This is a genomic window from Micromonospora sp. NPDC048843 (genome assembly GCF_040649965.1).
Lineage (GTDB): Bacteria > Actinomycetota > Actinomycetes > Mycobacteriales > Micromonosporaceae > Micromonospora > Micromonospora hortensis.
Map to the genome: position 1 here is coordinate 14,866 of NZ_JBEZGJ010000033.1, position 24,312 is coordinate 39,177.

The following is a 24,312-nucleotide window of genomic DNA, read 5'->3' on the forward strand; positions in this document are numbered from 1 at the left end:
CCGTTCTCCGCCATCAGGGGTTATCCGCCGCAGGTGCCGGCGGGGTGTTGCACGGTGCGGACTGTCGTCACGTCGTGTCCACCGATCGCCCCGGTCACCCGGACCGTCGCCGAACCCGCCGACACCGACACGGCACGGGTATTGAAGGACTGGTAGGCGTTCGCGCCCGGCGCGACGGCAGTGAACGACCGCTCGCCGTACGGCGTCTCGAGGGTGATGCCCACGGGCGCGTCGTGGTCGTTGCGCGCCTGCACCGCCACGTACGCGTTGCCGCCCACGCACCGCGCGGACGCGGTGAGCGTGACCGGCAGGTCGAGGCTGGCCGCCGCGAAGGCCCAGTTGTCGATCTCGAAGAGGTCGACGCCGGTCGGGCCGGTGTAGGTGAAGTAGACGTCGTGCACGCCGCTGACACCGTCGAGCTCGGCGGTCACCTCGGCCCATTGGCCGACGGCACTGTCCACAGTGGCCGTACCGACGACGGGACCGTTGACGTCGTCCAGCCGGACCTGGATCTGCCCGCCGGCGGCGAGCGCACGCACCCGCGCCGTCAGGCTCTGCGCGCCGTTGTCCCCGAAGTTCACCGAGGACAGCGCCGTCCAGTCGCCGTTGTCGATGTCGCGGACCACGAGGTTGGGTGCCGCGGCACCGAACTGGGCGGAGCTGCCGTCGACCTTCGTGGTCGCGACGCCCTTGCTCCAGCCGAAGGTCTCGGCCTCGAAGACGCGGTACGGGTCGAAGTCGCGGACCTGGTCCACACCGGCGTAGGTGCCGACGACCTGCTGGATGGTGCCGTCCGGGTTGAAGGTCAGTTCCTGGATGTGCGGGCTGCGGTACCCCTGGGTGGTGTTGCCGTTGATGCGCTTGTTCAGAGTCGGGGCGTGGTACGTGAAGTAGTACTTGCCGCCGAACTCGAACACCGACTGGTGGTTGTTGCCACCGGTGCCGGCCCCGAAGAACTGCGACTGGTTCGGGAAGAGCACACCGGCGTAGGTCTCCTTCGGCCACGACATCGGCCCGTCGGAGATCATGTAGCCGATCTGGCCACCCCCGGGGTAACCGGGGAGCGGCTGCTGGCTGCCACCGAAGTCGTTCCCGCCGAAGTGCGACGAGTACGAGAAGTAGTACTTGCCCTGGCGCTTGAAGACGTGGCCCGCCTCGAAGGCGACCGGGGCGTCGACCACAGCGGCCGTTCCCTCGGTCGACACCATGTCGTCGCCGAGCTCGATCGACCGGATGTTCTTCGGGTTGTTGAAGCGCTCGGCCGGCGGCATGCTCGTCGACGCGGGGCCGCCACCGAAGTAGAGGTACGGCTGGCCGTCGTCGACGAACGGGGCCGGATCGAACTTCCACGCGACGGCCTCGGCGCCGGGGGTACGACCGTCGATCAGCGTGCTGGTGCGCTCGCTGGTCCACGGGCCGAGCGGCGACGCACCCGTGATCACGTTGCTGGAGCCACCGCCGTTGGCGTAGTAGAGGAAGAACTTCTCCACCCCGTTCACCACCTTCTTGGTGATGCCCGGAGCCCACGAGTTGGCGGTGAACGGTGCCACCCCGTTCGGGCCGGCGACCTGGATCTCACCGTGGTCCGTCCAGTTCACGAGGTCCTCCGAGGAGATCACCGTGATCTGGTTGATGTCGCCGTAGTTGATCCCCGGCGAGACGCCGGTGGTCGGGTTCGGGGCGTAGCCCTGGGTGTCGTTGGTCATGTACATGTAGACCCGGCCGTCGTGCACGAGGCCGAAACCGTCAGCGCCGAACTTGTGCCCGATCAACGGGTTGTGTTCCCCGGGCAGCTTGCCGACGACCTCGATGGTCTTCGACGCGGGCGCGGGCGGCGCGGCGCCGACCACTGAGACGTCGTCGAGCTTGAAGTCCATCAGGTGCAGGGCCGGGTCGGTGGACGGCGTGCTCGTCCAGGGGGTCTCGAAGAACAGGCGCGCCGTCGACACGCTCTGCGTCGTCGGGATCGTGAAAGTGCCGTTGAACTGCGTCCACTGGCCCTTCGTCGCCGTCACGCTGACCAGGTTGGTGTAGGTGCCACCGCCGTAGTGCATGGTGGCGAAGAACTGCTTCGTGGCCGGTCCGCTCTCATTCTCGTACTTGATGCGGGCCGTCAGGGTGTAGGCCTGACCGGCCTGCACCTTGCCGCTGAGGTCCTGCATCGGGCCGGAGCCGGTGGTCGTCCGGCTGGTGACCAGCGCGGCGTTCGCGCCGGCGTAAGCGTCCGACGTGGCCGACAACTGGGCGCCGTCGGTGGCGTTTCCGTTGTTCACGAACCAGCTGGCCAGGCCGTCCTCGAACCCGCCGTTGACGACGAGGTTCGTGTCGGCGGCCTGGACCGGCGACGCCGGGGCGACGAACCCCGTGGCCAGCATCAGGCCGACCGTCGCGAGCGCTGCGACCCGTCCTCGGGTCGCCCGTCGCATTCGTTGTTCCACGAGACATCCTCCTTCATCTCTGACGTGCGGTCATCGGTGTACGGGGGATCGGTGGGTGCGCTTTCCGTGGGTGGTCCGGACATCAGGGGTCGACTGCCGCCACCGGTCCGACAGTGGCCGGCGGCGCGGGACAGGTCCGCTGTGCCGCGCCGCCCGGCCGGTCGCCGGTGGTGCTGGTCGGTGGGCCGAGGGCTCGTGGTGGAGTTATCCGCCGCAGGCGTTGGCGGGGTGCTGCACGGAGTGGACGGTGGTCACGTCCCGGGCGGCGACGGTGCCGCTGACCCGGACCGTCGCCGAGCCGGCCGCCACCGACGCCGCACGCGTGTTGAACGACTGGTAGACATTCGCTCCCGGCGCGACGGCCGCGAACGACCGGTTTCCGTACGGGGTCTCCAGGGTGATCTCGACCGGCTCGGTCGAGTCGTTGCGCGCCTGCACCGCCAGGTACGTCTTGCCGCTCAGGCAGCGCACCTGGGCGGTGGCCGTCACGGGCAGGGCCGCCAGCACTCCGAGTCGGGCCAGTTGATAGCTGAGTGCCCGCTCCGGTGCGTCGATCTGGTTCTGGGTGCCGAACTGGCCGGCCCGTGCCGACGTCGCCGCCGCCAGCGCGGACTGCGTCGCGGCCCAGGCGTCGGCCGGGTAGTGGCGCGCGTCGAGTGTCTGCGCGTGGGCGATGGCCGCGTCGAGGGCTGTGGTGTCCAGCGGCCGGGCCTGCGCGGTCAGCACGTCGCTGAGCAGGTAGTCGTCGAAGTCGACGTGGCCGCCGGTCTCCTGGGTCGCGTAGTTGAACAGGCCCACCCGGTGGCCCATGAAGTGGGCGAGGCTGCCGTCGAGCGCCTGCGGGCCCACGCGGTTGCCCAGCCGGGTCCACTGGACCCCGTCCAGGCTGTAGTAGAACGTCGTCCACAGTTGGCCCACCGGCGAGGAGAAGTCGAGGTCCGCCTTCACGTGCACCTCGGTCGCATCGCCCAGCGACACCGTCGTGCCGGCGATGAAGTTCTCCAGCGTGGACTGGTCCAGGTCGACGGCGAACGGCTGCGACCGGTTCACGACGCCGAGGGTGTTGACGTCACCGACGCGCTTGACCGCCACGTACGAGAATCCGCGGTTGTAGGCCGCCAGGCCCGCGACGTCGCCGTTCTTCATCCCGGAGACGTCCATCCGGGTCTGGACCGACTGTCGTGGCCCGAACGTCCGCTGCGAGAGCGTGTTGCGTGCCTCCTCGAACCACGCCAGCTCGGCCCGGTTGGACAGCTTCGTGTAGACGTACTGGCCGGTGACCACCTTGCCGGCCGTCAACCGCAGCCAGCCGTCGCGGTCGGTGAGTGACCAGTATCGGTTGTCCGGGGCGTGGTTCCACTCCCACGCCAGGTCCAGCCGTGAGCCGTTGGGAGCGATCTCCGCCGGGTCGAGCGGCGCGGGGACGGTCCACTGCTCGTCCTGGTACGCCTTGTGCGGCGCGTCGTTGGCGAAGTCGTCCGAGGCGACGATGCTCTTCTGCCGCTCGAACAGCTCCTCGGCCGGGCTGAGCCGGATCGGCTTGTCGAACAGGCCGTTGACCGGCACGACCCCGTTGGTGCCGAAGGTCGGCCACCCGTTCTGCCAGGTGGCGGGGATGAGCGCCGGGATCCGGCCGATCGGGAACGTGTCCCGGAAGAACATGCCGTGCCAGTCGGTCCCACCGCCAGCGCGGCTGATCGGCACCAGGCTGCCCTGCGCGAAGCCGTTGGAGTTGAGCACTCCGCGCGCCTCGTAGGTGTTCACCCCGCCGGCCGAGGTGTAGCGCCCGAGCAGGTCCTTCGACCGGAACATGACCACCTGACGCCCCTGACCGGACGGCCACGTGATGATGACGGCGTAGTACCAGCCGTCGATGTGGTACACCTGCGCGCCCTCGAACAGGCCGCCGATGAACGGCTGCCCGGCGTAGTTGTTGGCGGTGAAGATGTTCGGGTAGTCCTGCGCGATGGCGGTCAGGTCGGCGTTGAGGCGTACGGCGCTGGTGCCGCCGGAGCCGTAGAAGATGTACGGCGTGCCGTCGACGTCGAAGAAGAGCGACGGGTCGTGCAGACCACGGCCGAGGGCGGTGCGCTGCCACGGGCCGTTCTCGATGTCGTCGGTGCGGTAGAGGTACGCCCCGCTGAGGTTGTTGGTGTTGAAGACGGCGTAGAACGTGCCGTCGTGGTAGCGCAGCGACGACGCCCACTGGCCCTGGCCGTACGAGTTCTGGCCGTTGCGCAGTGAGAAGGAGTCGCCGATGCTCGCCCGGTCGAAGACGTAGTTGACGATCTCCCAGTTGACGAGGTCGTACGACTTCATGATCGGCGCACCGGGGCTCAGGTGCATTGTCGTGCTGATCATGTAGTAGAGGTCGCGGCCCTCGTCGTTCTCGGCGGCTGGCACCCGCTCGACGCTGATGTCCGGCACGTCGGCGTTGAGCAGCGGCACCGAGTAGGTGCCGGCACCGGTGTCGGTCGAGGTGTACGACGATCGGGGCGACCATCCGTCGGCGGCGTGCGCTCCGGCGGGGGTGGCCACCAGGCCCGCGCCGACGAGGACGGCCACGGATGCGAGCGCGCACAGTGAACGGAGACGATACGAGAGCACCGTGGACGTCACTCGGGTCATCGTGGTGGTGGCGTGGCGAGCGGCGGCGTTCAGGCTGTTCACAGCGGATGCGCGGGCGATGTTCAGGACACGCGAGCGGACCGACACGACCATGGCGAGCTCCAAACGCGAGAGCGGCGTGAAGGCCATCGTGTTATCGCTAACAACCCCTGTCAAGACTATCGATGAAACGCGCCCGAAGTATCCCCGTAACACCGCCGGCCTTCCACAGTGGACGGTCACACCGCAGCTCCGACCCCGGTGATCATGAAGCTGTTGCCATGACACGCCGTCATTGACGGTAACAACTTCATGATCACCGGGGAGCGCGGCGGCTCGAGCGCCTCAGGCGGTCAGGCAGGCGCGGAGGGCGGCCGTTAGGCGGTTCGCGCGCTCGTCACCCATCCCGCGCATCTGGTTGACCACGTAGCCGAAGCCCACCTGATGCTCGGCGTCGGCGAAGGCCAGGTTCCCGCCCGCGCCGTCGTGGCCGAAGCTGCGCTCACCCAGCAGGGGCCGGGCCGGTGGCGAGTGCAGCAGGAAGCCGGTGCCCCAGCGTTGCCCAGTGTCCGGCGGCCCGTGCCGCTGCTGACCACGCGAGCGGACCACTACCGCGTCGTCCACCGACGCCGCCGCGAGCAGCGGTCCACGGTGGAGTTTCGACACACAGGCGGCGTAGAGGCGCGCGAGGCCCTCGGCGGTGCTCACCGCGCCCGCGCCGGGAACACCGGCGGCCCGGATGGCGTCGTCGTTGAAGCTGACCAGGCCGTCGGCGTCGGCGGGGAAGGCGAATGCGCCGCCCATGGTGATGCCCCGTTCGGCCACCGGGTCCACGAACGGGTCAGGGTCCGGGGGCGGTGCCAGGCCCCAGGCGACGGTGTCGCTCTGGGCGGCCGGGAGCCCCAGCCAGGTGTGCAGGCCGAGCGGGCCCGCGACGGTGTCGGCGAAGAACGCGCCAGGTAGTTGGCCGGTGATGCGGTGGATCACCTCCCCGACCAGCCAGCCGTAGGTCATCGAGTGGTAGCCGTGCGCCGTACCCGGCTCCCACAGCGGTGCCTGCGCCTCGATCGCCTTGATGACCGGATCCCACGCCAGCACCTCCTCGAGGGTCAGCGGGCGGTCCACAGCGGGCAGACCTGCCTGGTGCGTGAGCAGCCAGCGCACCGGGATGCCCGCCTTGCCGTGCTGTCCGAACTCCGGCCAGTAGCGCGTCACGGGAGCGTCGAGGTCGAGCCGGCCCTGCTGGGCCAACAGGTAGGCGCAGATCGCCAGGATCCCCTTGGTGCAGGAGAAGACGACGACCGGCGTGTGCGCGTCCCACTGTCGGCCGGTGCGGGTATCGGCCACCCCGCCGTACAGGTCGACGACCTTGCGGCCCCGGACGTAGACCGTAACCGCGGCGCCGACCTCGCCCCGGGAGGTGAAGTTGTCGCGGAAGACGTCGGCGACACGCCCGAAGTGATCGTCGACGTCGCCGTGGATCTGCGGCTGTGTGACCACTGCCTACCCCTTCACTGACCCTTGGATCAGGGCCTTGATGAACTGTCGCTGGAAGATCAGGAACACGATGAGGGTCGGAGTGAGGATCAGCAGCGACCCGGCGCACAGCAGCACCAGGTCGGTGCCCCACTGGCCCTGGAACGCTCCGAGCGCCCCGGCCATTGTGCGTTTGGTGGCGTCGTCCACGAGGACGATGGCGAGCAGGAACTGGTTCCACGTCCAGAGGAACATCAGGATCGTCAGCGAGGCGATCGCCGGCCGGGCGAGCGGCACCTGGACCCGCCAGAACAACTGCCACGTGCTGCTGCCGTCCACCCGGGCCGCCTCGGACAACTCGACCGGCACGTTGGTGAAGTGGGCCCGCATCCAGAACACCGCGAACGGCATGTACAGCCCGATCAGCGGCAGGATGATGGCCCAGCGGGTGTTGAGCAGGCCGAGGTCCTGCATCTGGTAGTAGAGCGGCGTGACCACTGCCTCGAACGGCAGGGTCAGACCCAGCAGGAAGAGACCGAAGACGAGTCGGCCACCGGGCACCCGCAGCTGACCGAGCCCGAAGCCGGCCATGGTCGCGATGAGCACCGACACCGGTACGACACCGGCCACGATGAGCAGGCTCGAGCGGAGCAGGGCGCCCATGTTCGCCGCGGTGAAGGCGTCGGCGAAGTTCCCCCACTGCGGGTCGGACGGCCACTCGAGCCCGCTAGGCACCGTGCCCCGGGGCTGCAACGCCGCCGAGAGCATGCTCACGAACGGCAGCAGGGTGACGACGATCAGGGCGATCAGGAAGACCCGGCCGGTCAGCTGTTCGCGTCGACTCAGGTTCACGGCTTCTCCCCTCGGCTCAGACGCTGGATGGGCAGCACGCACGCCAGCACGAGCAGCATGAGGACGACAGCGAGCGCAGAGGCGAGCCCCACCTGCCGCTGCGAGAAGGCCAGCCGGTAGATCTCCAGGCCCGGCACTGTGGTCTGGAGGCCGGGGCCGCCGCTGGTGGAGATGTAGACGATGTCGAAGCTCGCCAGCGCCGCGATGATCGTGACGGTGAGGCAGACGCCGATCTCCTGGCGCAGGCTGGGCAGGGTCACGGCGAGGAACTCGCGGACCGGACCGGCACCGTCGAGGCGGGCGGCCTCGTACAGCGCCGGATCGATCTTGCTCATGCCGGTGACCAGCAGGATCGTGCAGAGACCGAGCAGGACCCAGGCCCCGATGACGCCGACGGCGGGCAGCGCCGTGTCGAAGTCGCCGAGCCAGGCGCGGGCGACGCCACCCAGGCCGACCGCGCGCAGCGCCTGGTTGACCAGACCGTTCGACGAGAGCAGCCAGCTCCACGCGATGCCCGCCGCCACCAGGGGGATGACCTGCGGCAGGAACAGGATGGTACGGACGACGGTGCCGAACGCGCCGGTGGTGATCCGGCGAACCATGCTTGCCACCAACAGCCCGAGCGCGACAGGGATGAAGCTGAAGAAGACGATCAGCACCATCGCGTTGCCGATGATTTTCAGCAGGTCGCTGTCGGTGAAGACGGTGAGGTAGTTGTCCAGGCCCACCCAGCGGGCCACCCCGATGCCGTTCCAGTCGTAGAGCGAGTACTGGAGCGTCAGGACGAGCGGACGCAGGACGAACACCGCGTACATCACCAGGGCGGGCAGGACGTACAACCAGCCGGTCCCGGCCGCGCGGGCCCACCGGAATCGGTGGGCCCGCGTCGGGGTGGGGCGGGCACGACGATCGTCGCGCCCGGTTGGTGCGCTGCCGAGGGCAGACGTCATCGGGACAGTTCCTTCTGATACTCGGCCTGGACCGCCTTCACGTACCCCTCGGGCGTCTGCTGACCGGCGATCAGCTTCTGCATCTCCGGCGTGATCGCGGCGGCGAAGATGCCGCCGGTCGCGTTCGCTGTGAAGTCCACGGCGCCGTTCTCCGCACCGAGCTGCTGCGACGCCTTCAGGGTCTCAGCCAGCACCGTGTTCGGGGCGGCGCTCGGCACCGGCAGGTCACTCGGGCCGCCAGGGCTGGAGCCGCCGACGGTCACCGAGATCTCGCGGGCCTTGGCGTTGGTGTGCACCCAGTTCAGGAAGTACGCGGCGGCGTCCGGGCTCTTGGCCTTGGCGGAGACGCCGAAGGTGTTGGGGGCGGACATCGCCACGTGCTTTCCACCGGGAGACGCGGTGGGGAAGAGGAAGAAGCCGACGTTGCCGGGCATCGACTTGTCGAGGTTGGCTGACTCCCAGTCGCCGTTGAACATGAACAGGCCGTTGCCCTTCTGGAACTCCCCCACCATGCCCGCGTAGTCGAGGGCGTTCGCGTCCTTTGTGAAGTAGCCGGCCTGGGCCCACTTCTGGATGGTCTGGGTGGCCTTCAGGGCGGCCGGGGTGTCGAACGTGGCCCCCGGCTTCTGGAAGATCCAGTCGGCGACCTGGGTCGGGTCGCCGAACTGGTTCTGTAGCGCCTGGTGCGGGAAGTTGATGCCAGCGGTGTTCTTGTTGAACTGCATGATCGGCTGGACCCCGCCGGTCTTCGCCTTGGCCAGCAGCTCCTCGAACTCGGCGACAGTGGTCGGCGGCTGGGTCATGCCGATCTGGCTGGCCAGCTTCTTGTTGTAGAACACGCCGGTGACGCTGTAGCCGAGCCCCATCCCGTACAGCGAGCCGGTGCCCCGGGTGTTCTCGCCGACGCGCAGCTGCATGAGCTGCGAGGCGGGGAACTTGTCCCAGCCGTACGCGGTGAAGTACGGGTCGAGGTTCTTGAGCAGGTCGTCCTTGACCAGGTCGACCATGGTCGGGAGCCGGATGATGTCGGGCGAGTTGTCCGAGGCCATCACCCGGGGCGCGTTCTCCACGATCACAGTGAACTGGTCCTCGCGGATGTTGAACTTGACGTTCGAGTGCTGCTTGGAGAACTCGTCGGCCAACGCCTTGGCCAACGGGAAGCCGGTCTCCGCGTACATGTCCAGGGTGATCGGGTCGGTGCCCAGCTCCGTCTTGACGGCGGCATCGGACTTCTGGGTCGACGACCGGTCCTCGCCCGGCGCGCTGCATGCCGTCGCGGTCATCCCGACCGCCAGGAGCGACGCCAGGAGCAGCGTTCTCCGTCGCGGAAACTTTGTCAGTAATTCTGCCATTTCATGACTCCTTGACATCTCCACGCGTCCCGCGACCCATGGCCGCGCGACGGCTCCACCGGGACCACCGCGACCGCGCGACCGCCACGACACGTACGCCGTGACCTGTCGCCCGGGCGCAGCACCCGTACCGTCAGCAGAAAAGAACCCGGCACGGCCACCGAAGGCGCCTCTGGATGCACCAGAAGTGGTCGCTAAACTGATTTAGCAGAGCATGCGCGCGGCGCGGGGAGCTGTCAAGGACAACTTGGCAACGGTGCGGAAACGTCGGGTTCACACCACGCCGACGTGACCGGCGCTCGATCCCGGACGGCGACGCATCATGATGGGCGGGAGCGGCGCCTGTGGCACCGCGCCTGATTCGGAGGACTGATGGGCCGCAACAGAGCAACACTCGCCGACGTCGCGCGGAAAGCCGGGCTGTCCAAGACCGCCGCGTCGATGGTGCTCAACGGCAGGGAGGGCACCCGACTCTCGGCCGAGGCGCACCAGCGGGTGTTCGCCGCCGCCGAGGAGCTCGGCTACCGGCCCAACCTCGCCGCGCGCAGCCTTCGCACCCGCAAGACGGCCACCATCGCGTTCGTCTCCGACATCGTGGCCACCACCCGGTTCGCCGGTGACCTCATCCGCGGCGCCCTCGACGCGGCCCGCGAACGGGACCACGTCCTGCTCATCACCGAGACGCAGGGCGACGCCACCTTCGAGCAGTACGCCATCGAGGCCGTCCTGGACCGGCAGGTCGACGGGGTGATCTACGCGGCGATGGCGACCCGACGGCTGACGGTGCCCGCGGCCATCCTCGGCGGCCCGGTGGTGCTGCTCAACGCCACCAGCCCCGACGGCCTGCCCAGCGTGGTCCCCGACGACGAGGGGGCCGGCCGCTCCGTCGCCACCGCCCTGCTGGAGCTTGGCCACCGCGACGCGATAGCGCTGATCGGCCGCAACCGACTCAAGGAGGACGACCCGGAGGTCTCCCTCGCCGCCAGTGCCCGCCTGCACGGCATCCGGCAGACACTGGACGAGGCGAAGGTCGGCCTCCTGGCCGAGTGTTTCTGCACCGAGTGGTTGCCCGAGCACGGGTACGCCGCCATGCGCAGCCTGCTGAGCAAGCCGAAGCGACCCAGCGCGATCATCTGCATGAACGACCGGCTGGCCTTCGGGGCCTACCAGGCACTCGGCGAGGCGGGACTGACCGTCCCAGAGGACATCTCGGTCATCTCGTTCGACGACGACCCGATCGCCGCCTGGTTGCGTCCGAGCCTGGCCACCACGGCGCTGCCGCACGAGCAGATGGGGCGGCGAGCGGTCGAGCTGCTCCTGGACGGGGGCATCGCGGAACCCTCGCTCGTTCCGATGCCGCTGCGCCGACGCCGGTCCCTCGCGCCTCCGGTCGGCTGACCACCGGCTGTCCCGATCCGTGCCGACGGGTTGGCGTTGGCCGACGCTAAAACGGTTTAGTGCTAGGTTTCCGACCATGCTTCGCCTACCCGACCACTGGGTGTGGGACAGCTGGTACGCGCGGGACGACAACGGCCTCTGGCACGTGTTCTTCCTGCGCGCGTCCCGCGCCCTGCACGACCCGCACCGCCGCCACCGCCGGGCCACGATCGGCCACGCCGTCTCGGCGGACCTGCGCTCGTGGCGCCTGGTCGCCGACGCCGTGGTCCCCGCCGACGCGCCCGGCTGGGACGACCTGGCGACCTGGACGGGCTGCACGGTCCGCGGGCCGGACGGGCTGTGGTACCTGTTCTACACCGGGGTCGGTCACGCCGAGGACGGGCTCGTCCAACGCATCGGACTGGCCGTCTCCGACGACCTCATGACCTGGCACCGGCACGGCACCGAACCGATCGTCGAGGCGGACCCCACCTGGTACGAGCTGCTGGACAAGGAGCTGTGGTACGAGCAGGCGTGGCGTGACCCGTGGGTGTTTCCCGACCCCGACGGCGAGGGTTGGCACATGCTCATCACCGCCCGCGCCAACACCGGTCCGGCGGACACCCGTGGCGTCGTCGGCCACGCCACCTCCACCGACCTCGTCACCTGGACCGTCGCGCCGCCGTTGTCGACTCCGGCCGGCTTCGGTCACCTGGAGGTGCCCCAGGTAGCGGTCGTCGACGGGCAGCCGCTGCTGCTCTTCTCCGCCGAGGCCACCGGCAGCGCTCGGCGCGACGACCACCGGATCTGGGTGGTGACCGGCGAGACCACCCTCGGGCCGTGGGACATCGCCTCCGCCCAGCCGTTCGCCCACCCGCACCTGTACGCGCCCCGGCTGGTCCCCGGCCCCGCCCACGACTGGTCCCTCATCGGTTTCCTCGACCACGTCGACGGAACGTTCGTCGGGGAACTCACCGACCCAATCTCCGTCCGCTACCAGGCCGCGACCGGGCTGACAGTGGACCCGGCGAGGGCGAACCAGGCGCGGTAGACCAGACAGGCCCGGGTCGAGGCGTGTGTCGCCCCGACCCGGACCCGTCGGTGTCCAGCTACCGGATCAGCTGCGCACCTGCCACTGCTGGTTGGTGCCGCCGCTGCAGGCCCAGAGGATCAACTTCGTGCCGTTCGCCGTCGCAGCACCGTTCGCGTCGAGGCAGAGACCCGACTGCACGCCCGTGATCGTGCCGTTGGAGTTGATGTTCCACTGCTGGTTGACACCACCGTTGCAGTCCCAGATCACCACCTTCGTGCCGTTGACGGTGCCCTGGCCGGAGGCGTCCAGGCACTTGGTGCCGTAGATCATGAGCTGCCGGCTCGCAGTGTGGGTCCACCGCTGGTTGGCGACGTTACTGATGCAGTCCCAGATCTGAGCCTGCGTGCCATTGGTGGTGCTGGAGTTGCCGATCTCGGCGCACCGGCCCGACTGGGCACCCACGATCTGCACGTTCGTCGGGTTGGTGCTGCCACCGCTCTGCACGCCGGCCGTGTTGATCACCGTTTGCGCGCCCGACGGCCAGTTGCCGTTGCTGACCGTGACGTTGCTGTTGACCACGTTGCCGCGGTCGCCGTTGGTCACGTTCGTGCTGTTGTTCGTCGACCAGTTGTTGGTGACTGTGTAGTTGCCCATGTTCTCCGCGTACCAGTAGTTGGCGGTGGCCCAGGTGCCGGTGGAGGAGAACACATTGTTGCGGGCGGTGTAGTAGCGCGAGCCCTCGTCGAAGTAGAGCCCGAACCAGCCGTTGGTGCGCAGGCAGTAGTTCTCGGCGATCAACCCGCCCGGGTTCGCCGACAGCGAGTAGATGCACCCGCCGTCGGTCATCTGCTGCATGACGTCGTGCACATAGTTGCCGATGACCTGGTTGTTGGCCGCGGTGGTCGCCGTGGTGTAGCGCGGCTGGTAGTTGTACAGACCCCGGTTCGCGTAGTGCTGGCTGCCGCCGGCGTCGTTGGCGCCCCAGCCGTAGCCGACCGACAGGCCGGTGTACGGCATGTTGTAGACCTCGTTGTGCGAGACCAGCGAGGTGTTCACGTAGGTCGTGAGGATCGAGACGACGCCCCGGTACTCCAGACCGAGATCGTGCACCTTGTTGTTGCTGATGGTGACGTTGCGGTTGACCATCCGCTGGTCACTGGGGTGGTGGGCGTCGGCCCGCACGCCGCCGACCACGACGCCACCGGCCGAGTTGCGGGCGATCTCGGAGCGGGTGACGGTGATGTTGTTGGCGCCCAGGCCGACACCGCTGGCGTGGGCGTTGGCGTCGTTGCCGATGCCGATCGCGGTCTGCCCGAGGTTGACGAACTGGGAGTCGCTGAAGCTGATGGTGTTGGCGGCGGAGACCTGCACGGCGGCGGGCATCTGGTTCCAGTTCGGCCGGGTGGCCTCGAACTGGGGGCAGCCGGCCTGGCAGGAGGTCAGCGCGTCGGACGGACGGGACCAGGTGCCGGTGATGTGGGCGCCGGTCTGCTGGTCGGCGAAACCGTTGCTGCTGCTCGGGCCGAGCCAGCTGGTGCCGGTGAAGGTGATCCCGCTGAACGAGATGTGGTGCGCGGGCGCGTCGTAGGTGCCGCCGACGTTCACCAGGGACTGCAACTGCGGCAGCTCCACGCTGACCGAGCTCATGTTCTGTCCGGCGAGCGGGATGTAGTTGAGCTGGCCGTTGCTGGGATTGAGGTACCACTCCCCCGCCGAGTCCAGGAACTCGTACGCGTTGGTCAGGTAGAAGGGACCGGCGCGGTGCGGGCTGGAAAGGGTGTCGAACCCGAAGGTGTTGTTGTTCCACGCCGGCTGCTGCATCGTCAGGAAGTTCCCGCTGATGCTCTGCACCGGCGAGTACCGGTCGGTGAACGAGCCGACGCTCTCCACCTCGACCCGGTTCTGGTTGCCGAGGTTGTTCAGGTAGTTGAGCGCGCCGTTGGTGAACCGCATGCCGGACGTGGTGAAGGTGAAGTCGGAGCGGTTCACAGCGGTGCGCGCCCGGGTGGCGACGGCCCCGTTGACGTAGAGCTGACGGGAGTCGAGCCCGGCGCCGACGTTGGCCCGCCAGATGTTCTTCCCGGAGTCGACGAGCGACCAACCGGTGACAGCGCGGGCGCCGGTGACCGTCGGACGTGCGCCGGAGGCCGCCCGCCAGATCACCTGATAGCCGTTGTTGCCCGAGTCGGCCGCTGTGAACCGCAGCGGCGCCGAGAGGCGGTACGCGCCGTTGGCCAACTCCACGACGATGTCACCGGACATCGCGCTGTTGATCGCCCGCACCGCGGTCTGGGCGGCGGTCAGCGAACACGGTTGGCTGGCGGAACACGTGGTGCCGGTGCCGGAGGGTGACGCGTAGAGGGTGGTGGTGGCCGCGAGGGCCGGGGACGCCGAGGCGGTTACCGCGACCACTGCGGTCACCGCTGACGCGGCGGCGCCGGCCAGCAGTCGGCGCAGCGCCGGAAGGGACGAGGACACGGGACGGTGCTCCTGACGTGAGAACGGGGTGGGGGTGGCGGAACGGCCTCGACCAGCGCGGGGGTGGCGGGTCGAGGCGGTCATCCGAGGATCTCCCGGAGATAGCGCAGGCCGTCCGTGGCGAGACGGTCCTGCGAGGGGGCCAACGGACGCCAGATCGCCGCAGCGGTGGCGATCGCATCGTTCTCCGCGGTGAACGACTCGATGCAGATCGCGCCCTGATAGCCGGTGTCCCGCAGGACGGCGAAGAAGCGGGGCCAGTCGAAGTGGTCAGCACCGGGAGCGCCCCGGTTGGTGCCGCTGACCTGCACGTGCTTGATGTGCGGGCCAGCGACCGCGAGAGCCGCGTAGGGGTCGGCCTCCTCGATGTTCATGTGATAGGTATCGATCATGATGCCGACGTTCGACGGTAGCCCGTCGATCAACTCGATCGTCTGCTCGATCGTGTTGACGACGCTCGTCTCGTAGCGGTTCAACGCCTCGACACCGATGCTCACACCCACCTCGCCGGCCTGGTCGGCAACCGGCGCCAGGGCCCGCCGGAAGTCCGCGTAGCAGGCCGCCCGAGCCGCCGGCGACATCCGCCAGGTGCGGCCGACCGAGGCGTACGCGGGACCGCCGACGCATCCAGCGCCGACGGCCGCCGCGCTCGCCACGCAACCCTTGAGGTACGCCACCGTCGACTCGACGACCGCTGGTGGAGCGTCGACCAGTTCCCGCCCCGGCGAGGTGACCGCGCAGACGCCGGCGGCGACGAGGCCGTGCGCCGCCAACAGGTCCCGGGTACGGATCGGGTCCCAGTCGCCGGGCTGCTCGATCGGCAACTCGACAGCGTCGAAGCCGAACGAGGCGATCCGCGGGATCAGCTCGGCCAGGGCCTCGTCGTCGACCGGCGAGGCCCAGACCCAGGGGTTGACGCCGATGGCGTACATCAGGCCCTACTTCCAGCGCTGCGGGTAACCGGGCAGGTCGGTGCAGCCGCACATCGCGTAGTGCAGCGGCGGCATGCCCGCGTCGAGGTACTGGTCCAGGTTGTCCTGGGTGACTGTCGGCTGCGGCAGCTTCCACGGGCTGGAGACCTGCTGGCCGTCGAGGATCCGCAGCGCGGCGATGACCGGCGTACGCCACTGGTAGGTCGGGTAGGTCGGTGCGATGGCGGTGAGCTTCTTGTCCTTCCAGATCTTCAGGAAGTCGAGCTGGTCCTCACCGTTCATCGGCGGAACCGGCTTGCCCGCGTCCTGGAACGCCTCGACCGCCGCGACGGCCACCGCTCCGGCGTCCATCCAGACCCCGTCGATGGTGCCGTACCGCTGGATGTAGTCGTCGACGATCTTCTTGGTCTTGGCCGGGTCACCATCGGTGAACTCGACACCGACGACGTCGACCTTCGCCTTGTCGAACGCCACCTTCGCCGCCGACCAGCGGGTCTCCAGGACGTCGACGCCGGGCAGGATCCGCAGGGCGAGGACCTTGCCGCCGGGCTTCATCTTCTGGCTGACGAACTCGGCCCCGACGTGGCCGAACCCGTAACCGCCGATGGGGTTGATGAACGTCACCGGGCACTTCGTGTTGACACCACGGTCGAAGACGACGACCGGCAGCCCGGCCTTGCAGGCCGCCTCGACGGCCGGGGTGAGCGTGGCGGTGGTGTTCGGCGAGACGATGAGCGCGTCGCAGCCCTTGCCGAGCAGATCGTTGATGTCCGCGATCTGCTTCTGGTCCTTGCCCTCGGCGTCGACGTGCACGAACTCACTGATGCGGCTCTTCTGCGCCTCGACCTCCGCCTGCATGGTCTTGAACCCGACCTGCCGCCACGGGTTGTTCAGGGCCGCGTTCGAGAAGCAGATCTTGTGCGGGCCGCTCTTCTTGAACTTGGCGGTGTCGACCATCGTCGGGTTGAGCACCTGCTCCCACGGCTTGTCGGCCGGGCCTGTCGGTGCCGCGTCGAGCAGCGCAAGCTCGGCGTCGTAGTCGGCCTGCACGAAGAACTTCGACTGGTCCCCGGTGCCGGACCCGGCGGCGGCGGACGCACTACCCGACGGGCTCGCGGCCGGCTCGTCGGTCGCACAGGCGGCGAGGGACAGTACTGTGACAGCGGCAATGGCCGCCATGGATCGTCGCACTATGGTTTCCCCTTTATCTCGAAGAAGAACGCGTTGCCGAGACCGCCACGGCGAGCAGGATGATGCCGCCCTGGACGGTCGACCTGAGGGCGCCGGAGACGCCGTAGAAATTCATGAGGGCGAACAGCAGTTCAAGGGTCAGCGCGCCGAGCATCGCCCCGACGACCGCGCCGCGACCCCCGCCGAGCGCCACCCCGCCGAGGACGACAGCGGTGATCGCACCGAACTCCAGGCCCGCGCCGGCCTGGAACGACACGCCGCTGTAGCCGCCCAGCAGGATGGCCGCCACCGCCGCCGCGAGTCCGCTGAGGATGAAGGCGAAGGTCCGGGTACGCCACACGCGTACGCCGCTGAGCTCGGCGGTGCGTGGGTTGTCGCCGACGGCGACCAACGTCCGGCCGAAATCGGAGCGCATCAGCAGCACGGCCGCCACCGCCAGGACCACAAGGACCAGCAGCGCGTACGGCACGCGGCCCAGCACCGGCACGTCCTCGAAGGCCCGCCGGCCGAACCGCCGGAACTCCTCGGAGAGCCCGCCCTTCGGAGCGCCGTCGGACCACAGGTAGACCGCGCCGACGAGGATCAGGAACATGCCGAGGGTGGTGATGAACGACGGCACCCGCAGCCGTGTCGTGATCAGGCCGTTGACCAGCCCGACCAGGGCGCCGAAGGCGAGCAGGAGCAGCACCACCGGCCAGGTACGCGCCGGGTCGCTGTCGATCAGCCGGGCGGCGACCACCACCTGAGCGGTGACCAGGGAACCGACCGAGAGGTCGAACTCGCCGGACACGATCACGAAGTACTGGCCGGCGGCGAGCAGGATGATCGGCGCCGAACGACCGAGGAAGGACATCAGCGACTGCGGGGCCAGGAAGTCGGGCTGCCGGATGCCGACGAGCACCAACAGCACCGCGAGGATCGCGAGGATCGGCAGGACGCCGCCGGGACGAACCCGCGGCAGACGCAGCGGCAGGGAACGGGGCTGGACGGTCTGCATGGCTAGGCCGCCTTTCGCATGGCCCGGCGGGCGTAGACGGCGACCGCGGCAATGATGATGACGCCCCGGATCACCTGCTTGAAGAAGGCGTCGACCTCGAGCTGGTTGAAGATGGCGTCGATGCTGGCCAGCAGCAGCACCCCGCCGACAGTGCCGATGACGCCGCCGCGCCCACCGGCGAGGGCGGTACCACCGATCACTACCGCGGCGATCGACTCCAGGTCGTAGAGGCCCTCGGTGCCGACGCGCGGAGCGCCCGAGCCGAGCCGACTGGCGAGGTAGATGCCGGCGAGCCCCGCGCACATCGAGCACAGCATGTGGGCGGTGATGAGGACCCGGTCGTTGCGGACGCCGGAGAGCCGGGCCACCTCCGGATCCCCGCCGACGGCGACCAGGTGGTGGCCGAAGCGGGTCCGCGAGAGCGCGAACCAGGCCGCCGCGGTGACCGCCATCAGCAGCAGGAACGACACCGGCACCGGACCGACGCGCTGATAACCGAGCGCCTGCACCAGTGAGGGTGCTGTGGTGCCGGCCGGGCCGTCGTAGCCGTTGTCGAGGTAACCCTTGAGCAGCAGCCCGACGCCGAGGGTCGCGATGAACGCGTTGACCCGGAACCTGGTGACGAGGAGCCCGTTGAGCAGCCCGACGCCGGCGCTGACGACAAGCACCAGGCCGATCGCCGGCAGCACCGCGCCGTCGCTGCCGTTCATCGTCTCGGCCGCGACGAGGGTGCTGAGGCTGATCACGAACGCCACCGAGAGGTCGAGCGAGCCCCCCAGGATGACCAGGGTCTGGCCCACCGCGACCAGCCCGAGGCCGGCGGCGACATGCAGCAGACTCACCGTCGTGGACTGGTTGAAGAGCTGACCCCCGTCGAGCAGGACGACCAGCCAGCCGATCGTCAGGGTCAGGGTCAGGGCCACGAACACGCCCGGTACGGAACGCCGGGCCGGCAGCAGCGACAGTGCGCTCACTGGACGGTCTCCCGCACGGTGCCGACCGCCAACGCGACGACCTCCTCCTCGGTCGCGCCGGCGGGCAGCTCGCCCGCGACGTGGCCATCCCGCATGACGACGATCCGGTCACTCATCCCCAGCAGCTCCGGTAGATCGGACGAGATCATCAGCACGGCCGCGCCGTCACGGGCGAGGCGGCGGACGAGGTCGTGAATGGCTGACTTCGCGCCCACGTCGATGCCCCGGGTCGGCTCGTCGAAGAGCAGGATCCGCGGGTTGAGCGCGAGCCATCGGGCCAGCACGACCTTCTGCTGGTTGCCGCCGGACAGGAAGCGGATCTCCTGGTCGTCGCCGGCGCCGCGGATCTCCACGGCGGCCAGCAGCTCGCGTACGCGGGCGGTCCTCGCGGCCCGGCCGGACCGGGCGGCGAAGACGGCCCGGCTGGCGAGCAGCGCGTTGTCCAGCACCGACTGCCGGGGGACGATCCCCTCACCCTTGCGGTCCTCGGTGACGTAGGCGATGCCGGCCCGCATGGCGGTGCGGGGTGAGCGCAGTCGGATCGGCCGGTCGTCGAGCGTCACGTCGCCGGTCGTGAACGGCGACACCCCGAAGATCGCGCGGGCCAGCGCCGAGCGTCCAGAGCCCTGAAGGCCACCGATGCCGAGCACCTCGCCGGCGCGCAACTGGAGGTTGACGTCTCGCAGCTTCCGGTTTCCCGCGTCGCGAAGGTTGAGCCGCACCGGGCCCCGGTCCTCCGGGACGGCCCGGTCAGGGTAGTAGCTGGACAGTTCCCGGCCGACCATGTGCCGCACCAACGCGTCGGCGGTGGTGTCAGCGGTGTCCACTGTGGTGACACGACGGCCGTCCTTGAGCACTGTGATCCGACTGGACAGGTCGAAGACCTCGGCGAGCCGGTGTGAGACGTACAGCAGCCCGATGCCCCGCTCCTGGAGTCGACGCACCAGCCCGTAGAGCAACTCGACCTCGTGGTCGGCCAGCGCGGCGGTCGGCTCGTCCATGATGAGCAGCCGCGCGTCCAGGGCGAGCGCCTTGGCGATCTCGACGACTTGCTGCTGTGCGACACCCAACTGCCCCACCCGGGCGTCGGCCGGCAAGGTGGTCTCGCCGATCGAGGCGAGCAGCCGCGTGGTGCTGTCGAGCATCCCCCGACGATCGACGAGCCCGCGCCGGACCGGCTCGTGCCCCAGGTAGACGTTCTCGGCGACGGTGCGCTCCGGGAGCAGGTTGAACTCCTGGTGGATGATGCCGATGCCGGCCCGCTGCGCGTCGCGCGGGCCACGGAACGTGCGCGTCGCACCGGCGAACTCGACAGTGCCCCCGTCCGGGGCGTACCCGCCCGAGACGATCTTCATGAGGGTCGACTTCCCGGCGCCGTTCTCACCGACCACGGCGTGCACCTCGCCCGGTGCGACATCGAGGTCGACGTCGTCGAGGACGCGGACTCCGAGGAAGGACTTGCCGATGCCCCGAAGGGTGAGAAGTGGCGTCGGCGGCGGATCTGACATCCCGAAAGCCCTCACAGACAGTAGTCATCGACATGATTAAATGCCACACTACGGCGGCTTCGAGGCGCCGAACAACAAGCTTTCGTGCCAACAACGAGGACTTACGTTCTTGCGTTGCAAACATTTCCTTGACACCGGCGAAACATCACACGTATGAAGATAGATGTTTGGATGCGGGTCCGCAATCCTCGATCAAGCCCGACCGCCAGGCCGGGTCGCGATCGGCAGGCGGTGCCGCGTCAAGGGGGCCGAGCGCGACCGCCGTCCACCGGGCAGGACGTCGGACGTTACTTCGTGCATTGACAGTCTTCGATCTCTAGCTCATCCTGACCTCGTGGACCACGGGACGAGAACCACAGCCACCATCACGCTGTGTGACGTCCCGCAGGTCTGACTGCCGTTGCGGCGAACGGCATGAGGACAGACCAGCGCGCCCGTGTCCCTCGCGTGTCCAGGTCAACCTGACGCGTCGTAGGACCCGTGTCCGCAATCCCAACGCCCGCCCAACTAGGAGACGGCATGCGTCGTAACACATTGCTCATCTCAGTGATCGCCGGTCTGTTACTGGCGCTCGGACTCGCTCCACCCGCGTCGGCCGCCCCGGCCTTCCGCGCCCTGGTGTTCAGCAAGACCACCGGCTACCGGCACGACTCGATCCCCGCCGCGATCGCCATGGTCCAGCAGCAGGCCGCCGCGAACAACTTCGAGGTGGTGGCGACCGAAGACTCGAGCGTCTTCACCGCCGCCAACCTGGCGACCTTCGACGTGATCGTGATGCTCCAGACCTCCGGCATGGTCTGGACCTCGGCCGCCCAACGCCAGGCGGTGGAGGGCTACCTCGCCAGCGGCAAGGGCATCGTGGCGGTCCACAACGCCACCGACATGGGCATCGAGTCCGAGTACCCGTGGTGGGACAACACCATCAACGGCGGCGCCCACATGCCCGAGCACTCCCCCGGCGTGCTGCAGGGCACCGCCATCGTCGCCGACAAGAAGCACCCGTCGACGGCCAGCCTGCCGGATCGGTGGACCCGCAGCGAGGAGTGGTACAACTTCGACGCCAACCCGCGCGGCAAGGTGCACGTCCTGGTGACCGCCGACGAGCGCACCTACAACCCGGGATCCCGGGCGATGGGCCCGGACCACCCGATCTCCTGGTGTCGGGACACCGGCGGCGGGCGGGTGTGGGCCACCGCGATGGGCCACGCGATCGCCTCCTACAGCGAGACGAACTTCCAGAACCACGTCCTCGGTGGCATCAAGTGGGCCGCCGGGAACGCTGCCGGCGACTGCGGCGGCACCGTCTGGGGCAACTTCGAGAAGCGCACCCTGGACGACAACACGGTCGACCCGATGGCGATGGCCGTGGCCCCGGACGGGCGCGTGTTCTACGCCCAGCGCGGCGGGCAGCTGAAGATCTTCAAGCCCTCCACGAACAGCACGGTGACCGCCGGCACGCTGAGCGTCTACACCGGCGGTGAGGACGGCCTCACCGGCATGGCGCTGGACCCCAACTTCGCCACCAACGGGTACGTGTACCTCTACCACTCGCCGGCGAGCAGCTCGACCGACGTCAACCGGGTCTCCCGCTTCACGATGAGCGGCGACACGCTGAACACGTCCAGCGGGGTGACGATCATCGACATCCCGGCTTACCGCGACCGGACGTTCCCGGAGCCCGGCCACACCGGCGGTTACATCGAGTTCGGCCCGGACGGAAACCTCTACATCGGCACCGGCGACGACACGCCGCCGAACCTCGACCCCAACTGGCAGGGCTACGCCCCGCTGGACTGGCGCTCGGGCAAGTCCAACCTGGACGCCGCCCGGACCGCTGGCAACACCAACGACCTGCGCGGCAAGCTGCTGCGTATCCGTCCCGGGGCCAGTGGTAGTTACACCATCCCGAGCGGCAACCTCTACCCCCAGGGCACGGCGCAGACCAAGCCGGAAATCTACGCCATGGGCTTCCGCAACCCGTTCCGGTTCTCGATCGACGCGGCCACCGGCTGGGTCTACCTGGCCGACTACGGACCGGACCGCAACCCGCCCACCACCAACCGCGGCCCCGAGGGCCTGGTCGAGCTCAACGTGATCAAGACGCCCGGCAACTACGGCTGGCCGTTCTGCCACGGCAACAACCAGCCCTACGCGCCGTTCAACCCGGACACCGGCGCCGTCGGCTCGAAGTTCAACTGCTCGGCGCCTGTCAACAACTCGCCGAACAACACCGGCCTGACCAGTCTGAAGCCGGTCGTCATGCCGAACATCTGGTACGGCTACCCCACCTCGACGACCTTCCCGGAGCTGGGCTCCGGCGGCTCCGCCCCGATGGGCGGCCCGGTCTACCGGTACGACGCGTCGAACCCGTCCCAGACGAAGTTCCCGCCCTACTACGACGGCGTGCACTTCTTCTACGAGTGGTCGCGCAACTACATCAAGGAGGTGCACTTCGACTCCTCCACGGCGGTGACCCGCACCAACCCGTTCCTGCCCAGCGGTGGGTTCAACAAGCCGATGGACATGGAGTTCGGCAAGGACGGCTCGCTCTACCTGCTGGAGTGGGGCACCAACTTCGGTGGCGGCAACAGCGACTCCGGGCTCTACCGGATCGACTACATCCAGGGCGGCCGGTCACCGATCGTCAAGGCCACCGGCACACCCACCAGCGGCTCCTCGCCGCTGACCGTCCAGTTCAGCAGCGCGGGCACGTCCGACCCGGACGGCAACACGCTGAGCTACCTGTGGACGTTCGGCGACGGCACCACCTCGACGACGGCCAACCCGTCGAAGACGTACACCTCCAACGGCAACTACACGGCCCAGTTGAAGGTCACCGACAGCACCGGCAAGACCGGCTTCGCCAACGTCCCGATCACCGTCGGCAACAGCGCCCCGGTGGTCACCATCACCACACCGGGCAACGGAGGCATGCTGACCTTCGGCGACAAGGTGTCGTACCAGATCACCGTGACCGATCCGGACGGCGGCACTGTCGACTGTTCGAAGGTCATCCTCAATCCGGCGCTGGGTCACGACGACCACGCGCACGAGACCACGGAGTACCCGGGCTGCTCGGGCACCATCTCCACCGACCTGCTCGGCGGTCACCCGGATGGCGCCAACCTGTTCTACGTGCTGAACGCGCGGTACACCGACAACGGCGGCTCGGGAGGCGGGTCCCCGCTCACCGGCACCGCGCAGGCGATCCTGCAACCGAAGCACAAGCAGTCCGAGTACTTCAGCAGCCAGTCCGGCATCCGGGTCGTCGACCAGGCCGCCGCGGAGAGCACCAAGCGCATCGGTGACATCTCCACCAACGACTGGATCGCGTTCAGCCCGATGAACCTGTCGGGCATCTCGACGGTCAGCTACCGGGTGTCGTCGCCTTCCGGCGGCGGTTCGATCGAGCTGCGCGCCGGCTCGCCGACCGGCACCCTGCTGGCCACCACCACGGTGCCCAATACGGGCGGCTGGGACAACTACCAGTCAACGACTCCGGTGAGCGTCGCCGCGCTCAGCGGGACACAGACGCTCTACATGGTGTTCAAGAACAGCAGCAACTCGTTCGATCTGGACTCGCACACCTTCGGCGGGAACGGCGTCGGGACACCCGGCACCGGTACCGGCGGTGGCCTGGCGGGCAAGACCTACACGGTCACGGCGCAGCACAGCAACAAGCTGATGGACGTCAGCGGTGTCTCCACCGCCGACGGCGCCCAGATCACCCAGTGGGCGAACACCGGTGCCAACAACCAGAGGTGGCAGGCCGTCGACGCCGGTAACGGCGCGCTCTACCTGAAGGCGGTGCACAGCGGCAAGTGCGTCGAGGTGGTCGGCAGTTCGACCGCGGCGGGTGCCTTCCTCCAGCAGGCCACCTGCAACAACGGCAACCAGCAGAAGTTCACCGCCACCGCGACTGGAACCTCCGGCGTGTACACGGTGAAGAGTGTGCTGAGCGGCCTCTGCGTGGACGTCAACGGTGCTGCCACCACCGACGGCGCCCGACTGTTGCAGTGGACCTGCCACAGCGCCGCCAACCAGCAGTGGCGGTTCACCGCAGTGTGACCCCACGGCTGTCGCGGTAACAGATGACGTCCCGGTCGGGACCGGTGTCCGAGTAACGGAACCGGTCCCGGCCGGGACG

Annotated in this window: 15 protein-coding genes; 3 read left to right on the forward strand and 12 right to left on the reverse strand. The window is 68.7% G+C overall.

Features of this window, described 5'->3' with window-relative positions:
- Positions 1 to 20: 20 nt before the first annotated feature.
- The 6 genes from AB0C20_RS11110 to AB0C20_RS11135 form a co-directional block, all read right to left on the reverse strand.
- Entirely contained in the window at positions 21 to 2,438 is a 2,418-nt protein-coding gene (locus AB0C20_RS11110; protein ID WP_357567841.1) for a family 43 glycosylhydrolase, read from the reverse strand.
- A gap of 204 nt (positions 2,439 to 2,642) precedes the next feature.
- A complete protein-coding gene (locus AB0C20_RS11115; RefSeq protein ID WP_357567842.1) occupies positions 2,643 to 5,159 on the reverse strand; it encodes a glycoside hydrolase 43 family protein in 2,517 nt (838 codons plus the stop codon).
- Positions 5,160 to 5,390: 231 nt separating this feature from the next.
- Positions 5,391 to 6,545, reverse strand: a complete 1,155-nt coding sequence (locus AB0C20_RS11120; protein WP_357181844.1) for a serine hydrolase domain-containing protein — start codon at positions 6,543 to 6,545, stop codon at positions 5,391 to 5,393.
- Between the two features lie 3 nt (positions 6,546 to 6,548).
- Positions 6,549 to 7,373, reverse strand: coding sequence for a carbohydrate ABC transporter permease (locus AB0C20_RS11125; RefSeq protein ID WP_124860646.1), 825 nt, complete (start codon positions 7,371 to 7,373; stop codon positions 6,549 to 6,551).
- On the reverse strand, positions 7,370 to 8,323 hold the full coding sequence (locus AB0C20_RS11130) for a sugar ABC transporter permease (protein ID WP_357181839.1): 954 nt from the start codon (positions 8,321 to 8,323) through the stop codon (positions 7,370 to 7,372). The genes AB0C20_RS11125 and AB0C20_RS11130 overlap by 4 nt, the downstream gene beginning before the upstream one ends.
- Positions 8,320 to 9,675, reverse strand: coding sequence for an extracellular solute-binding protein (locus AB0C20_RS11135; RefSeq protein ID WP_357567843.1), 1,356 nt, complete (start codon positions 9,673 to 9,675; stop codon positions 8,320 to 8,322). The genes AB0C20_RS11130 and AB0C20_RS11135 overlap by 4 nt, the downstream gene beginning before the upstream one ends.
- A 372-nt stretch (positions 9,676 to 10,047) precedes the next feature.
- Here AB0C20_RS11135 and AB0C20_RS11140 point away from each other — a divergent pair, with 372 nt between their 5' ends.
- Entirely contained in the window at positions 10,048 to 11,073 is a 1,026-nt protein-coding gene (locus AB0C20_RS11140; RefSeq protein ID WP_357181833.1) for a LacI family DNA-binding transcriptional regulator, read from the forward strand.
- Positions 11,074 to 11,092: 19 nt separating this feature from the next.
- Positions 11,093 to 12,103, forward strand: a complete 1,011-nt coding sequence (locus AB0C20_RS11145; protein ID WP_357181830.1) for a family 43 glycosylhydrolase — start codon at positions 11,093 to 11,095, stop codon at positions 12,101 to 12,103.
- Between the two features lie 66 nt (positions 12,104 to 12,169).
- On the opposite strand, the gene AB0C20_RS11150 is transcribed toward AB0C20_RS11145, so the two are convergent.
- From AB0C20_RS11150 to AB0C20_RS11175, 6 genes are all read right to left on the reverse strand, one after another.
- On the reverse strand, positions 12,170 to 14,563 hold the full coding sequence (locus AB0C20_RS11150; RefSeq protein ID WP_357181827.1) for an RICIN domain-containing protein: 2,394 nt from the start codon (positions 14,561 to 14,563) through the stop codon (positions 12,170 to 12,172).
- A gap of 80 nt (positions 14,564 to 14,643) precedes the next feature.
- Entirely contained in the window at positions 14,644 to 15,495 is an 852-nt protein-coding gene (locus tag AB0C20_RS11155) for a sugar phosphate isomerase/epimerase family protein (RefSeq protein WP_357181824.1), read from the reverse strand.
- A gap of 6 nt (positions 15,496 to 15,501) precedes the next feature.
- On the reverse strand, positions 15,502 to 16,686 hold the full coding sequence (locus AB0C20_RS11160; RefSeq protein WP_357181821.1) for a substrate-binding domain-containing protein: 1,185 nt from the start codon (positions 16,684 to 16,686) through the stop codon (positions 15,502 to 15,504).
- Positions 16,687 to 16,699: 13 nt separating this feature from the next.
- On the reverse strand, positions 16,700 to 17,683 hold the full coding sequence (locus AB0C20_RS11165; RefSeq protein WP_091401048.1) for an ABC transporter permease: 984 nt from the start codon (positions 17,681 to 17,683) through the stop codon (positions 16,700 to 16,702).
- A 2-nt stretch (positions 17,684 to 17,685) separates the two neighbouring features.
- Complete coding sequence (locus tag AB0C20_RS11170) at positions 17,686 to 18,657, reverse strand: ABC transporter permease (protein WP_357181818.1); 972 nt, start codon at positions 18,655 to 18,657, stop codon at positions 17,686 to 17,688.
- Complete coding sequence (locus tag AB0C20_RS11175; protein ID WP_357181815.1) at positions 18,654 to 20,165, reverse strand: sugar ABC transporter ATP-binding protein; 1,512 nt, start codon at positions 20,163 to 20,165, stop codon at positions 18,654 to 18,656. The genes AB0C20_RS11170 and AB0C20_RS11175 overlap by 4 nt, the downstream gene beginning before the upstream one ends.
- A gap of 519 nt (positions 20,166 to 20,684) precedes the next feature.
- Here AB0C20_RS11175 and AB0C20_RS11180 point away from each other — a divergent pair.
- The gene (locus AB0C20_RS11180; RefSeq protein ID WP_357567844.1) at positions 20,685 to 24,233 is read left to right on the forward strand and encodes a ThuA domain-containing protein; all 3,549 of its coding nucleotides are present in this window, start codon (positions 20,685 to 20,687) and stop codon (positions 24,231 to 24,233) included.
- The last annotated feature ends 79 nt before the right edge of the window (positions 24,234 to 24,312 follow it).

What these genes read in the sequence shown, in the direction of transcription:
- AB0C20_RS11115 (WP_357567842.1), bottom strand. Translation starts at nt 5,159, where the DNA reads ATGGTCGTGTCGGTCCGCTCGCGTGTCCTGAACATCGCCCGCGCATCC.
- AB0C20_RS11130 (WP_357181839.1), bottom strand. Translation starts at nt 8,323, where the DNA reads ATGACGTCTGCCCTCGGCAGCGCACCAACCGGGCGCGACGATCGTCGT.
- AB0C20_RS11135 (WP_357567843.1), bottom strand. Translation starts at nt 9,675, where the DNA reads ATGGCAGAATTACTGACAAAGTTTCCGCGACGGAGAACGCTGCTCCTG.
- AB0C20_RS11140 (WP_357181833.1), top strand. Translation starts at nt 10,048, where the DNA reads ATGGGCCGCAACAGAGCAACACTCGCCGACGTCGCGCGGAAAGCCGGG.
- AB0C20_RS11155 (WP_357181824.1), bottom strand. Translation starts at nt 15,495, where the DNA reads ATGTACGCCATCGGCGTCAACCCCTGGGTCTGGGCCTCGCCGGTCGAC.
- AB0C20_RS11165 (WP_091401048.1), bottom strand. Translation starts at nt 17,683, where the DNA reads ATGCAGACCGTCCAGCCCCGTTCCCTGCCGCTGCGTCTGCCGCGGGTT.
- AB0C20_RS11175 (WP_357181815.1), bottom strand. Translation starts at nt 20,165, where the DNA reads ATGTCAGATCCGCCGCCGACGCCACTTCTCACCCTTCGGGGCATCGGC.
- AB0C20_RS11180 (WP_357567844.1), top strand. Translation starts at nt 20,685, where the DNA reads ATGCGTCGTAACACATTGCTCATCTCAGTGATCGCCGGTCTGTTACTG.